Origin of the sequence: Halomonas sp. QHL1 (assembly GCF_001882345.1) — a bacterium.
Classification (GTDB): Bacteria; Pseudomonadota; Gammaproteobacteria; order Pseudomonadales; family Halomonadaceae; genus Vreelandella.
In genome coordinates, this window is the sequence record NZ_MINL01000001.1 from 3367858 (window position 1) to 3380197 (window position 12340).

General features: G+C 56.8%; 14 protein-coding genes. 11 read left to right on the forward strand and 3 right to left on the reverse strand.

Features of this window, described 5'->3' with window-relative positions; all coding sequences use genetic code 11:
* Window positions 1–106: 106 nt before the first annotated feature.
* From prfB to rimI, 7 genes are all read left to right on the forward strand, one after another.
* A protein-coding gene (prfB, locus tag QHL1GM_RS15435) for a peptide chain release factor 2 (RefSeq protein ID WP_138800386.1) occupies window positions 107–1205 on the forward strand; the annotation gives its coding sequence in 2 pieces (ribosomal slippage) (window positions 107–181 and window positions 183–1205; 1098 coding nt in all).
* Between the two features lie 34 nt (window positions 1206–1239).
* Window positions 1240–2751, forward strand: a complete 1512-nt coding sequence (gene lysS, locus QHL1GM_RS15440) for a lysine--tRNA ligase (protein WP_071695250.1) — start codon at window positions 1240–1242, stop codon at window positions 2749–2751.
* 84 nt (window positions 2752–2835) lie between these two features.
* The gene (locus QHL1GM_RS15445) at window positions 2836–3222 is read left to right on the forward strand and encodes a hypothetical protein (RefSeq protein ID WP_071695251.1); all 387 of its coding nucleotides are present in this window, start codon (window positions 2836–2838) and stop codon (window positions 3220–3222) included.
* Window positions 3223–3459: 237 nt separating this feature from the next.
* Entirely contained in the window at window positions 3460–4863 is a 1404-nt protein-coding gene (locus QHL1GM_RS15450) for an MFS transporter (RefSeq protein WP_071695252.1), read from the forward strand.
* 43 nt (window positions 4864–4906) lie between these two features.
* Entirely contained in the window at window positions 4907–5215 is a 309-nt protein-coding gene (locus QHL1GM_RS15455; RefSeq protein ID WP_071695253.1) for a BolA family transcriptional regulator, read from the forward strand.
* Window positions 5212–6108, forward strand: a complete 897-nt coding sequence (locus QHL1GM_RS15460; RefSeq protein WP_071695254.1) for a hypothetical protein — start codon at window positions 5212–5214, stop codon at window positions 6106–6108. Before QHL1GM_RS15455 ends, QHL1GM_RS15460 begins: the two co-directional genes overlap by 4 nt.
* Window positions 6098–6541: a ribosomal protein S18-alanine N-acetyltransferase gene (gene rimI / locus QHL1GM_RS15465; protein ID WP_071695255.1), complete on the forward strand. Its 444-nt coding sequence runs from the start codon at window positions 6098–6100 to the stop codon at window positions 6539–6541. Before QHL1GM_RS15460 ends, rimI begins: the two co-directional genes overlap by 11 nt.
* A 15-nt stretch (window positions 6542–6556) precedes the next feature.
* Here the strand turns inward: rimI and zapB are convergent, their stop codons facing one another.
* The gene (gene zapB, locus QHL1GM_RS15470; RefSeq protein WP_071695256.1) at window positions 6557–6751 is read right to left on the reverse strand and encodes a cell division protein ZapB; all 195 of its coding nucleotides are present in this window, start codon (window positions 6749–6751) and stop codon (window positions 6557–6559) included.
* Window positions 6752–6885: 134 nt separating this feature from the next.
* Window positions 6886–7506: a 16S rRNA (guanine(966)-N(2))-methyltransferase RsmD gene (gene rsmD, locus QHL1GM_RS15475; protein WP_071695257.1), complete on the reverse strand. Its 621-nt coding sequence runs from the start codon at window positions 7504–7506 to the stop codon at window positions 6886–6888.
* Between the two features lie 90 nt (window positions 7507–7596).
* On the opposite strand from rsmD, the gene ftsY reads away from it, so the two are divergent.
* The 4 genes from ftsY to rpoH all read left to right on the forward strand — a co-directional run bounded on the left by ftsY (window position 7597) and on the right by rpoH (window position 11632).
* Window positions 7597–8871: a signal recognition particle-docking protein FtsY gene (gene ftsY, locus QHL1GM_RS15480; protein ID WP_071695258.1), complete on the forward strand. Its 1275-nt coding sequence runs from the start codon at window positions 7597–7599 to the stop codon at window positions 8869–8871.
* Window positions 8868–9536 carry a cell division ATP-binding protein FtsE gene (gene ftsE / locus QHL1GM_RS15485; RefSeq protein WP_071695259.1) on the forward strand — a complete coding sequence of 223 codons (669 nt, stop codon included), beginning with the start codon at window positions 8868–8870 and terminating at the stop codon, window positions 9534–9536. Before ftsY ends, ftsE begins: the two co-directional genes overlap by 4 nt.
* Window positions 9533–10582, forward strand: a complete 1050-nt coding sequence (gene ftsX / locus QHL1GM_RS15490) for a permease-like cell division protein FtsX (protein WP_071695260.1) — start codon at window positions 9533–9535, stop codon at window positions 10580–10582. The genes ftsE and ftsX overlap by 4 nt, the downstream gene beginning before the upstream one ends.
* Window positions 10583–10765: 183 nt before the next feature.
* The gene (gene rpoH / locus QHL1GM_RS15495) at window positions 10766–11632 is read left to right on the forward strand and encodes an RNA polymerase sigma factor RpoH (protein WP_071695261.1); all 867 of its coding nucleotides are present in this window, start codon (window positions 10766–10768) and stop codon (window positions 11630–11632) included.
* Between the two features lie 92 nt (window positions 11633–11724).
* Here rpoH and slmA read toward each other — a convergent pair whose 3' ends face one another.
* Entirely contained in the window at window positions 11725–12333 is a 609-nt protein-coding gene (slmA, locus tag QHL1GM_RS15500; RefSeq protein WP_071695262.1) for a nucleoid occlusion factor SlmA, read from the reverse strand.
* Between the last annotated feature and the right edge of the window lie 7 nt (window positions 12334–12340).

Genomic DNA, 12340 nt, shown 5'->3' on the forward strand with positions numbered 1-12340 from the left:
AGTGGCAGGCCATTGGATGCGGGGCGTGTCGGCTTTCGTTACACTATGCGCTTTTCTGATCGATACACCTCTGTACGATCCGAGTAGACCAAGCTAGGGCGATCCCATGTTGGAAACCAATCCGATTCACAACCAGCTCAAGGACCTGTCTGAGCGGACAGACGTTCTTAGGGGGTATCTTTGACTATGCCGAGAAGAAAGATCGGCTAGAAGAGGTCACCCGCGAACTGGAAGACCCCAATGTCTGGAACGATCCAGACTACGCGCAGAAGTTAGGCAAAGAGCGCGCCTCCCTCGAAGCCATAGTGGCGACCATTGATGAACTTGAGCAGGGCCTTGGCGATAGCCGGGATCTGCTAGAGCTTGCAGAAATGGAAGAGGATGAAGGCACCGTCGAAGAAGTGTGCAAAGAGCTGGACAGCATGCAGGCGGCGTTAGAAAAGCTTGAGTTTCGGCGCATGTTCTCCGGTGAAATGGATCAGAACAACGCCTATCTGGAAATTCAGTCCGGCTCTGGTGGCACCGAAGCCCAGGATTGGGCCAATATTTTACTGCGCATGTACCTGCGCTGGGCGGAGAGTCACGGCTTCAAAGCCGATATCACCGAAATCTCTGCTGGCGAAGTGGCGGGCATTAAGTCGGCCACCGTGCATATCCAGGGCGATTACGCTTTCGGCTGGCTGCGTACTGAAACCGGCGTGCACCGCTTAGTGCGTAAAAGCCCGTTTGATTCCGGTGGCCGTCGGCATACCTCTTTCGCATCGGTATTCCTGTCACCGGAAATTGACGACAGCTTCGAGGTGGAGATTAATCCCTCGGATCTGCGCGTTGATACCTACCGCTCCAGCGGCGCGGGCGGTCAGCACGTTAACACCACCGATTCGGCCGTGCGGATTACCCACGAGCCGACCGGTATCGTCGTGGCCTGTCAAGGCCAGCGCAGCCAGCATGCCAACCGCGACTTTGCCATGAAGCAGTTGAAAGCGCGGTTGTGGGAACACGAGATGCAAAAGCGTAATGCCGCCAAGCAGGAGGCCGAGGACTCCAAGGCGGATATCGGTTGGGGCAGCCAGATTCGCTCTTACGTGCTGGATGATCAGCGCATCAAGGATTTGCGCACCAGCGTGCAGTCCAGTAACTGCGATAAAGTGCTCGACGGGGATATTGATCAATTTATCGTCGCCAGCTTGAAGCAAGGTTTGTAATCTTTTTAGCGTTTGAACATCAACAGGGTGCCCCATGGCTAACCAAGACGCGTCTCCTGCAGACAACGAAAACCACCTGATCGCCGAGCGCCGTGCCAAGTTGACTGCTCGCCGCGAGCGCGCCGCTGAGCAGGGAAAGAGTGCGTTTCCCAATGATTTTCGCCGTGACAGCTTAACCGTCGAGCTGCAAAGCGCCTTTGGCGATAAAGACAAGGCCGAGCTTGAAGCGCTGGATCACCACGCCGCTGTGGCAGGTCGTGTGATGCGTCAACGTGGCCCCTTCATCGTCATTCAGGATGTGGCCGGGCAAATCCAGCTCTACGTGGATAAAAAAGGCCTGCCCGCCGACGTGCTTGAAGACGTTAAAAGCTGGGATATTGGTGACATCGTTGCTGCCCAGGGGCCAGTGCATAAATCTGGCAAGGGCGATTTGTACGTGATGATGAAAGAGGCTCAGCTGCTCACCAAGAGCCTGCGCCCGCTGCCGGATAAGTTTCACGGCCTCACCGATATGGAAGCCCGCTATCGCCAGCGCTATGTGGATCTGATCATGAATCCGCAGTCGCGCAAGGTGTTTGAAACCCGCGCAGCGGTCATCAGCTCCATGCGCCGCTTCTTTGAAGCCCGTGGCTTTATGGAAGTAGAAACGCCCATGCTGCAGCCGATCCCCGGCGGCGCGGCGGCCCGGCCGTTCATTACCCACCACAATGCGCTGGATATCGACATGTATCTGCGTATTGCGCCAGAGCTTTACCTCAAGCGTTTGGTGGTGGGCGGCTTTGAAAAAGTCTTTGAGATTAACCGCAACTTCCGCAACGAAGGGTTATCAACGCGCCATAACCCAGAATTCACCATGGTGGAGTTCTACTGGGCGTACGCGGATTACCGCGACCTGCTGGATATGACCGAAGCCATGCTGCGTACCGCCGCTGAAGAAGTGCTCGGTAGCGCCATCATCGAGTATCAGGGCGCCAGCTACGATTTCGGTAAGCCGTTTACCCGTTTGACGCTGCGTCAGGCGATTCTTGATCACGGTGACGGCATTACCGACAGCGATTTGGATTCGTTGGAGGCGGCGCGGGCAACCGCAGAGAAACTGGGCATTAAGGTCAAAGAGAGCTGGGGTCTGGGTAAGGTGCAAACGGAGATATTTGAAGAGGTTGCCGAGCACAAGCTCGACCAGCCGACCTTTATCACCGAGTACCCGGCTGAAGTGAGCCCGCTGGCGCGGCGTAATGACGCTAATCCGTTCGTCACCGACCGCTTTGAGTTCTTTGTGGGTGGTCGCGAAATCGCCAACGGTTTCTCGGAGCTCAACGACGCTGAAGACCAGGCTGAGCGCTTCCGTGCCCAGTCAGCGGAAAAAGACGCCGGCGACCTGGAAGCGATGTATTACGACGCGGATTACGTGCGTGCATTGGAGTATGGCATGCCGCCCACCGCTGGCGAAGGCATCGGTATCGACCGCCTGGTCATGCTGTTCACCGATAGCGCCTCGATTCGGGATGTCCTGCTGTTCCCGGCGATGCGCCCTGAAGTGGACTAACACGCTAAGATAGCGGATGAAAAGTTGGTAAGGGCGCGTTATAGCGCCCATAATGGTCAACGTTTCGACGGCGAGGAGAATCCCATGAAACTGCTTAACCGCTCCGCACTGAGCGTCAGGCCGACCCAGCCCTTTGTGGACTGGATCAACGCGCTGGAACCCACCATGGGAGACGACGACCTGACCCTGGACGACGTCGAACGTGAAAGTACCATTTACCTGATTCCAGAGATGGATACTCCAGAAGCGCTGGAAACCTTTGTGCGCGACCGCTACGTGGAAATTCTCGAGACTGAGCTGCGCGCTTGGGAAGAGGACGAACGTCAGTGGCCAGACAAGTTGGACTGGGAATTGTTTCAGGAATTTGTGCGCGTCGAGCACAGCTACCTGGCGATCGACCTGGATGACGAAACGGCGTTAGAGATTTCAGAAGTCGATGATGCACTGCTGCTCGACAGTGAGCAGGACTAGCCGTTAGCGTGCTAGTATTTAAGCAAGCCTAGTATTTAGGTAAGCTTGGTGCTTGCCTGAAAGGCTGGTTGCTAACAGCCAGCTAGCGCTCTTCGAAATAGCGCAATTCGGAACCGGCTTAGGCCGGTTTCTGTGTTTTTAAGACAATGTTTTAAGACAGTAGTTTTTAATACCACTATTTGAGTCGTTTCGCTTTCACTGTGTTGTTTAAGATATCTCCTGCCTAGGAACGCTTGCATGCGACTGTTTGAAACTCGCCCCGGCGACGATGGCCTGCCTGGGCCTGAACGCGCCCTTGCCGTGCTGGCGCTAGTGACCGGCACCTTGATGGCGGTGGTGGATACCACCGTGATCAACCTGGCACTGCCCACCATTGCGGCTGATTTGAATGTCTCGGCTTCCCGGGCGGTATGGATTACCAACCTGTTTCAGGTCGTTTGTGCGGCTTTTTTACTCGTGTTTGCGGGCATTAGTGAGTTAATCACACGACGCAGGCTCTACCTGTTTGGGCTGGCCACCTTTGTTGCTGCCGCACTGGGCGCTGCGCTATCGCGTAATTTAGAAACGTTGCTGGTGTTTCGTGCTTTTCAGGGGCTAGGCGCTGCGGCCACGCTATCGATTGGCCCATCACTCTATCGCGCCATTTTCCCCTCGCGCCTATTGGGCAGCGCCCTGGGCTTAAGTGCCTTGGTGGTGGCCGGTGGCTACGCGGCAGGGCCAACGCTAAGCGGTGTGATCCTGTCCTTTGCCGACTGGCCCTGGCTGTTTGCGCTAAATGTGCCGCTGGGTCTCTGTTCGCTATGGCTCGCCAAGCGTGCGTTGCCACGAGAAGAGCCGCGCAAAGGTAGTTTTGATGTAGCTGGTGCACTGCTCTCAATCGTTATGCTGGCCAGTTTCTTTATTGCCATGGACGCCGTGAGCCACGCCGCGCCGATTTGGCAAAGCGGTGGCTGGGCGCTGCTAGCGGTACTGGCCTGTGCCGGTTTTATTGCTCGCCAGCGTCGCGCACCTTATCCGCTGCTGCCGCTTAGCGTATTTGCTGAGAAGCGCTTTACGCTAGCGGTATCTGCCTCTGGGCTTGCCTTTATTGGCCAAGGGCTTACCTTTGTAGCGCTGTCGTTTTTCTACCAGGAGCAGATGGGCTTTTCGCCGCTAGAAACCGCTTGGCTGTTCACCCCCTGGCCGCTGGCCATTATGTTGGTTGGCCCCATCGCTGGACGCTTGGCTGACCGTATTAACCCCAGTATTCTCTCTAGCAGTGGGCTCGGCCTACTTATCATTGGCCTGATTGCGCTGGCGCTAGTCGATGAATCAACCGGAGTCGCGGGAAGCCTATGGCGTACCGCGCTATGCGGCATTGGTTTTGGCTTGTTCCAGCCACCCAACAACCGCGAAATGATGGGCAGTCTGCCGCCGGAGCGCAGTTCCAACGTTTCTGGCGTCATGAGCACCACGCGTACCGTGGGACAGTCGTTTGGCGTGGCCCTAGTCGGTGCTGCGCTGGCGCTAGGCTGGCCAGTTCAAGTAACGCTCTGGCTGGGGGCGGCGACCACGCTGCTGGCACTCTTGGCAAGTATGGCGCGTATGCCGCTGGCAAGGCGCGCGTTACACGCCCGCCGGGCATCGTCGGCGGGCCAGTAAGCGCGTACAATAAAACGGTTTGTGATCTCTCAAGGAGAACCTTATGACGCTGCAGACACAGATTGAGCAGAAGTTAGCGGCACTTGCGCCGGACGTGCTGCAGGTTGAAAACGAAAGCCACATGCACAACGTGCCCGCTAACTCTGAAACCCACTTCAAAGTGACGCTAGTCAGTGAGACCTTTGACGGTCTGATGCCGGTCAAACGCCATCAAAAGATTTATGCGCTGTTGGCCGATGAGCTATCTGGCCCGGTGCATGCCTTGGCGCTGCATCTCTATACGCCCAGCGAATGGCAGGCGCGGGGCGGTGAACGCCCGAATTCGCCCAACTGTCGCGGCGGCGGGAAGTGAATCAAGAAGTTACTCGGCGCCACTACCTGGACGCCATGGGGATTACCGCCTGGGCCGCTAAATACCAGCTGCCTAATGCGCTGCCAACCGAGGCCTGCGAGTGGGAGGATTCGACGCCTGCCCCTACGCCACCTCGCGAGCGGTTGCAGGCGCTACTGGACGACGCCCCTGCGCCCAGGCGTCAAACGTCCAAACCTCAAACGCCCGAACTTCAATCTTCCGACCCACAGGCTTCTGGCGAAACCATTGCCTCACCTTCGGCGGTGCGGGCCCTGTTGGGTCAAGACAAGCAAAGTCAGGATCAGAAAAAGCCAGCGATTGCCAACCCGGATGCGTCAACGCCTAGCGTGGAAGCTGCGCCTGCCACGCCAGCCAAACCCCTTAAGTTCGAACTCTCATGTGTCTGTCTTGAGGGCCGCTGGATGATACTGCATGCGGGGGAAATGAGTCCGCTTGAGCAGCAGCTGCTGGCTAACCTGTTACAGGCCGCTGGCATTCAGCGTGGAGCGTTGCCGGAAGTGAGCCATTTCACCTGGCCGCAAATGGCCAACGCCTTTGCGGTAGAGGACCCGCTGGATGAAGCCCGCGAGGGCTTGGCGGCGTTTATCGCCGGCAGCGCGAGCCGACAGGGATGGCGTTTAGAGCGATTACTTTGGTGGGGTGAGTTAGCAGCCGAGCTCGATACCAACTCAGGGGCTGAGCAAGCGCCGCTGGATCGCATACTCAACGTGACTGATGGCCACAGCCAAACGCTTTCGCTGCCCTTATGGCAGGGGCCTCCACTTGGGTCGCTGCTCGACGGCAGCCATAGTAAGCGCGACCTCTGGCCTGCGTTGCAGGCGCTAGGCCAGCTGTGGGTGGCTGATGCTAAGCAGACAACTGATGATCACTGAACTCAACGTTGAACACCTGGCCCTGCTGATTGCGCTTGAGCGTCAGGCGCAAAGCGGCACTTCTGATACGCAAATGCTTGCAGCGTTGGGCAGCCAAGACACCTGTGTGTTGGGCTGGTGGCAGGATGAGCAACTGTTGGGGTACGCCATTGTAGCGCGACTGCCGTTTGAGGCGGAGCTGCAAGCCATTGGGGTTTTACCCGAGCGTCGTCAAAGTGGCGCGGGTTTGGCGTTGATGGAAGCGGTGTTTACCACTGCGCAAGGATGGTCCAGCGAGCGGCTGTTGTTAGAGGTGCGGGTGGGTAATCTTAGCGCTATCCGGCTCTACCAGCGCTGTGGATTTAGCGAGGACGGACGCCGCAAAGGCTACTACCCAGCGGCCAAAGGGGTCGCTGGGCGAGAAGACGCGCTACTCATGTCGCAGATACTCTAAGTAGCGCAAAGTCCGTTACGAAACGCTGGTTGTTTCGAGACTGTCGAATTTGCTGAGTAGGCTATTGAGGCGACGCTCCCACTCTTCACGCTCCTCTTTAAGCTTGGCGTTTTCGCCGCGCAGCTCTTCATTTTCCAGTTTCATCATTTCCAGCGCGTCAACGGTATCGGTAACTTTCTGTTCAAGCTGATTAAATAATTCCAGACTCATGTATCTCTCCCTAGCGTAAGAACGAAAACCCATAATAGGTCATAAAAAAGCACCCAAAAAAGCAAGCGCAAAGCTTGTCAGTAGGGATGAATGAGGCGAGCGTAACGCCACCTTCGCTTGGCGGCAAGCGCTGTTTACGGTGCTTGACGTTGATAAAGCCGTGCAGTGCTTTCGCCCGCCTGGGTTTCGCGGTGCAATTGCCAGTTGGCGGGCACATTGGGAGCCAGCGACGTCTCGGTTTCGAGGTAAATCATTGCCTCTTCGCTTAGCAAGCCGCTATTTTCCAGCGCCGAGCAGCAAGGTGCAGCTAATTGCTGATGGAAAGGCGGGTCGAGAAAGACCAGCGCATAGGGTTTGGCTGGGCGAGCCAGGTAGGCCTGAACATCGTTAACATGCACCGCGCTTGCGGTAATATTGAGCGATGCCAGATTGGTCGACAGCTGTGCCGCTACCCGTGGGTCGCGTTCGACAAAATCGACCCACGCCGCGCCGCGGGACAGGGCTTCTATGCCCAGCGCGCCGGTACCTGCGAATAGGTCGAGTACCTGCTGGCCGTAAAGCTGCTGCCCGAGCCAGTTGAACAGCGTTTCACGTACGCGGTCTGGGGTTGGGCGCAAGCCGGGGCTATCCAGCACCGGCAACTGACGGCGGCGGAACTCGCCGCCGATAATGCGCAGTTTGCCAGGTTGTTTACCACCCCGCTGAGCAGGTGTGCGGCGGGACGTAGGGGATCGAGGGGGGCGTTGTCGTGTCATGAAGCGGATTGTAGCGGGCTGTTTATCCAAAGTCTTGGGTTACGGTGTTAGCATAACCCTAATGTTCACTATTTATGTCGGGTAACACTCATGTTTGGTTTTTTTAAACGTAAGAATAAGCAAGATCCGCAACAGGCTCATAATGATCCGCAGCAGGCGCCAGATGAAGAGCAGCTTTTAAAAGATCAGCCTCAAGAACAAGCCGATGAGCTGAACACTGCGACGCCCGACACTTCCACTGAAGCTGTTGAAGAGACCTCAAAGGCGCCGGAAACTTTGCCAGAGCCAGAGCCAGAGCCAGAGCCAGAGCCAGAGCCAGAGCCAGAGCCAGAGCCAGAGCCAGAGCCAGAGCCAGCGCCCGCCCGCGAGACATCCCCGCCGCCCGCCTTGCAAGAGAAACCGGTGGCCACCAAAAGTGACCAGAAAGGCTGGTTTGCGCGTATCAAGTCAGGCTTGGGAAAAACCCGTGCCAACTTAACCGATGGCATCGCTGATCTGTTTCTAGGTAAAAAACAGATCGATGACGAGCTGCTGGAAGATCTGGAAACGCAGCTGTTAATGGCCGACGTGGGCATTGAAGCGACGACCGAGATTATTGGTCGCCTGGAAGCGCGCGTTTCGCGCAAAGAGTTGAACAACCCCGAAGCGCTTTACCGTGGCCTGCAAGAAGAGTTGTCCACTATGCTGGCGCCGGTCGCCAAACCGCTTGTGCTTGAGAAGGCGGGCAAGGGGCCGTTTGTTATTTTAGTGGTGGGCGTTAACGGCGTGGGTAAAACCACCACCATTGGTAAGCTCACCCAGCGTTTTCAGCGCGAAGGCAAAAGCGTTATGTTGGCGGCCGGTGACACCTTCCGTGCTGCCGCTGTCGAACAGCTCAAAGTGTGGGGCGAGCGCAACAAGGTGCCGGTGATCGCCCAGCACACCGGCGCGGATAGCGCCTCGGTGATTTACGATGCGGTAGCGGCCGCTACTGCGCGAGGGGTTGATGTACTGATCGCCGATACCGCCGGACGGCTACCTAACAAAAGCCATCTGATGGAAGAGTTGAAAAAAGTCCACCGTGTGATGCAGAAGCTCGATGATACGGCGCCTCACGAAGTAATGCTGGTGCTGGATGCGGGAACTGGCCAAAACGCAATTTCCCAGGCCAGCACCTTTAACGACGCCGTGCCGGTCAGCGGGATCACGCTAACCAAACTGGACGGCACCGCCAAAGGCGGGATTATTTTCGCGCTGGCCAAACAGCTGGAAACGCCGATTCGCTTTATTGGCGTAGGGGAGGGCATCGACGATCTGCGCCCCTTCGAGGCCAATGATTTTGTCCAAGCGCTGTTTGACCGCCAAGGGGATGATGCCAGCGCATGATCGCCTTTGAGCATGTGGGAAAACGCTACGGCGGACGCTTTGAAGCGCTGGCGCACCTTAACTTTCGGGTTGCCCGGGGCGAAATGGTGTTTCTTACCGGCCACTCCGGGGCAGGGAAAAGCTCGCTACTACGCTTAGTGATGCGTCTAGAGAAACCTAGCCGTGGGCGCGTCGTCGTAGCAGGGCACGATATCGCCCAGCTGCATGCCAGCCAAGTGCCGTTCTATCGGCGCCAAATTGGCGTGGTCTTCCAGGATCATCAGTTGCTCTTTGATCGCAGCATTTTTCACAATGTCTCTCTACCTCTGGAGATTCAAGGGGTTGAACCTCGGGAAGCCGCCCGCCGAGTACGTGCCGCGTTAGATAAAGTGGGGCTGCTGCATCGTGAAAAGGCATTACCCATAGAACTCTCCGGCGGCGAGCAGCAGCGGGTAGGCATCGCCCGGGCGGTGGTTAATAAGCCCGCGCTACTGCTTGCCGATGAACCGACGGGTAACCTGGATCCCCAGCTCTCGGCGGATATCATGGCGCTGTTTGAGGATTTTAATCGGATTGGCACCACGGTGATGATCGCCAGCCACGATTTGGCCCTGATTGCCCGATTGCGCCACCGCATCCTGCGCTTAAGTGACGGCAGGCTGGTCGCCGATGAGGGGGCGGTATGAAGTCATCCGCGACGCCCAAGCGCCGTCAGGGGGCGGCATTAAGGACTCCGCGCAAAGCCGCTGTTAAACCAGCAGTTGAGAAAACCCAAGCGCCACAGCGGGGCGCCAGATCGCAGCAGACGCGTTTTTCCAGTCGCCTACGGGCATGGGGGCGCCATCACCGCAGCATGGCGTGGGATAGCTTTCAGCGCTTAGTGCGCTACCCGCTGGGTAATCTCCTGACCATGCTGGCGATCGCTATTGCGCTGGTACTGCCTGCGGCGCTATGGCTAACCCTGGACAGTGCTCGGTTGCTGGATGCAGAGCTTGATGAGAGCGCCACCCTAACGGTTTACCTGGAGTTGAGTGCCGATGATGCCCAGTCGCTGCGTATCGAAGAGGCAGTCAACGCGGAGCCGGACGTTCTCGAAACACAGTTGATCAGCGCCGAGCAGGGGATGGCGGAGTTCCAGCAGTCGCTGGGGCTTGATGATGCCTTGGCAGGGCTGGAGAGTAACCCGCTGCCTATCAGCATGGTGGTACGCCCAGAAAGTGTTGATCCGGTTGCCATGCAGCAATTGGCCGCCCGCCTGGAAGCGCTCTCTGGGGTTGATGAGGTGCGCCTTGATCTAGCCTGGGTGGAGCGGCTGCGAAACTTGGCGGAACTAGGCCGACGTGTGGCGCTGGCGCTGGGTGCGCTGTTTGGTTTAGGCGTGCTGCTGGTGGTCGGTAATACCATTCGCCTCTCGGTGGAGAGTCGCCGCAGGGAAATTGAAGTTGTGATGCTCATTGGTGCTACGCATGCCTTTGTTAGGCGGCCTTTTCTGTATAGCGGCGCTTGGTACGGTTTTGGCGGTGGGCTGTTGGCGCTGGCTTTGTTAGGTCTGGGCAATCACTGGCTTTCTCTGCCGGTAGCCGCTCTGGCGGCCAGTTACGGGGCGAGTTTCTCTTTACCCCAACTCGACGTGACAGGCTCTACAATTCTGCTATCTTGCAGTACACTACTAGGCTGGTTGGGTGCCTGGCTGGCGGTTACACGTCATCTCTCAAGCATTCGGCCAAGATGATTGATAGATTCTAGGCAGCTAATGCGATACTGCTGAAATGCTTAACGTGCGAACTTTATTTTTGCGTTAAGGTCTTAGTATGCAGACTTTGTATGACTGAATTATTAGTATCACGGTTTGGTAATAGGTTATTGATAACGTGCTACGTCAACCACGATGGGTTACAGGGGAGACCACCTGCACATGAGCACTAGTCTTCTACCGGTGGGGCAGCTTTCGCCCGGCGGCGATCTGGGCGGTTACATCCGCGCGGTCAATGGAATTTCGGTATTAACTGCCGATGAAGAACGCGAACTCGCTTATCGCCTTTATGATGAAGGCGATTTGGAAGCCGCTCGCCGTTTGGTACTGTCGCATTTGCGCTTTGTGGTGCATATCGCGCGTAGCTATTCGGGCTATGGGTTGCCTCAAGCGGATTTAATTCAAGAAGGTAACGTTGGCTTGATGAAAGCCGTCAAGCGCTTCGACCCGAACCAGGGCGTTCGTCTGGTCTCTTTTGCCGTGCACTGGATAAAAGCGGAAATTCACGAATTTGTACTGCGCAACTGGCGGATCGTTAAAATCGCCACGACCAAAGCCCAGCGTAAGCTTTTCTTTAACCTGCGCAGTGCGAAGAAGCGCTTGGCGTGGTTGAACAACGACGAAGTGGCCGCCATTGCCAAGGATCTCGACGTAAAGCCTGAGATCGTTCGCGATATGGAAGGGCGCTTGTCGTCTTACGATGCAGGCTATGATGCCCCGGCAGGCGATGATGAAGAGAGCACCTATCAAGCGCCGATTCACTTCTTAGACGATGCCGCTTCCGACCCTGCAACGCAGTTGGAAGATAGCAACTTCGAGGAAGACTCGACCCGCCGTTTACAGCTTGCACTCGAAGGGCTTGATGAGCGCTCGCGAGATATTCTCCAGCGCCGCTGGTTGGCCGATAGCAAAGAGACGCTGCATGATCTGGCCGATGTGTATGGCGTCAGTGCAGAGCGAATCCGCCAGCTTGAAAAGAATGCCATGAAAAAGCTACGTCAGAAAATGGGCGAGGCGATGGTGGCTTAAACAGCATTGCCAAATCGGTTGTCGCTTTTTTAGCACCAAAAAACCGGCCCCTTTAAAAGGGAGCCGGTTTTTTGTGCCACCTACACGCTAGGCTAAGCGGGCTGCACCGCAGCGCGCAGTAATTGCGCAGAAAGTAATGACCACTGATCTTCCCAGTGTTCGGTGGGCAGGCGCTTAAAGTCGCTACGCACATACTGTGAAATTCGCCCCTCCGCCTGGGCCGCCAGTAAATTGGCAGCAGCAGAGGCGGGAATCGTGGGGCGCAGGCCTTCGCGCAGCTCGGCTTCACGCAGGATCTGCTTAAGCTGCATTTCCAGGCGTTCAAACAGCTGATTAACCCGCTGACGTAGCCGGGCGGTTTCGCCAGTAAGCACGTCGCCGCCCATTACCCGCGCCAGTCCAGGATTTTTTTCAGCGAAGCCCAGCAGCAGTGCGAGGATTGTGCCGCAGCGGGTGGTGGCATCAGGAACGTCTTCTAAAATACGCGTGATGCGGGCAAAAATACTCTCTTCAATAAAGTCGATCAGCCCCTCAAACATACGCGCTTTGCTGGGGAAGTGGCGGTAGAGCGCCGCTTCTGAAACGCCGACCTGACGGGCGAGGGCGGCTGTGGTAATGCGCTTGCCGCTATCTTCCTCGAGCATCAATGCCAGGGCTTGGAGAATCTGCTCGCGGCGGCGAGGTTTTTGATCTTCGCTCATAATGTGG

Bases quoted from the DNA above. Each gene is read 5' to 3' on its own strand.
- lysS (WP_071695250.1), top strand. From the start codon at position 1,240: ATGGCTAACCAAGACGCGTCTCCTGCAGACAACGAAAACCACCTGATC.
- QHL1GM_RS15445 (WP_071695251.1), top strand. From the start codon at position 2,836: ATGAAACTGCTTAACCGCTCCGCACTGAGCGTCAGGCCGACCCAGCCC.
- QHL1GM_RS15450 (WP_071695252.1), top strand. From the start codon at position 3,460: ATGCGACTGTTTGAAACTCGCCCCGGCGACGATGGCCTGCCTGGGCCT.
- QHL1GM_RS15455 (WP_071695253.1), top strand. From the start codon at position 4,907: ATGACGCTGCAGACACAGATTGAGCAGAAGTTAGCGGCACTTGCGCCG.
- rimI (WP_071695255.1), top strand. From the start codon at position 6,098: ATGATCACTGAACTCAACGTTGAACACCTGGCCCTGCTGATTGCGCTT.
- zapB (WP_071695256.1), bottom strand. From the start codon at position 6,751: ATGAGTCTGGAATTATTTAATCAGCTTGAACAGAAAGTTACCGATACC.
- rsmD (WP_071695257.1), bottom strand. From the start codon at position 7,506: ATGACACGACAACGCCCCCCTCGATCCCCTACGTCCCGCCGCACACCT.
- ftsY (WP_071695258.1), top strand. From the start codon at position 7,597: ATGTTTGGTTTTTTTAAACGTAAGAATAAGCAAGATCCGCAACAGGCT.
- ftsE (WP_071695259.1), top strand. From the start codon at position 8,868: ATGATCGCCTTTGAGCATGTGGGAAAACGCTACGGCGGACGCTTTGAA.
- ftsX (WP_071695260.1), top strand. From the start codon at position 9,533: ATGAAGTCATCCGCGACGCCCAAGCGCCGTCAGGGGGCGGCATTAAGG.
- rpoH (WP_071695261.1), top strand. From the start codon at position 10,766: ATGAGCACTAGTCTTCTACCGGTGGGGCAGCTTTCGCCCGGCGGCGAT.
- slmA (WP_071695262.1), bottom strand. From the start codon at position 12,333: ATGAGCGAAGATCAAAAACCTCGCCGCCGCGAGCAGATTCTCCAAGCC.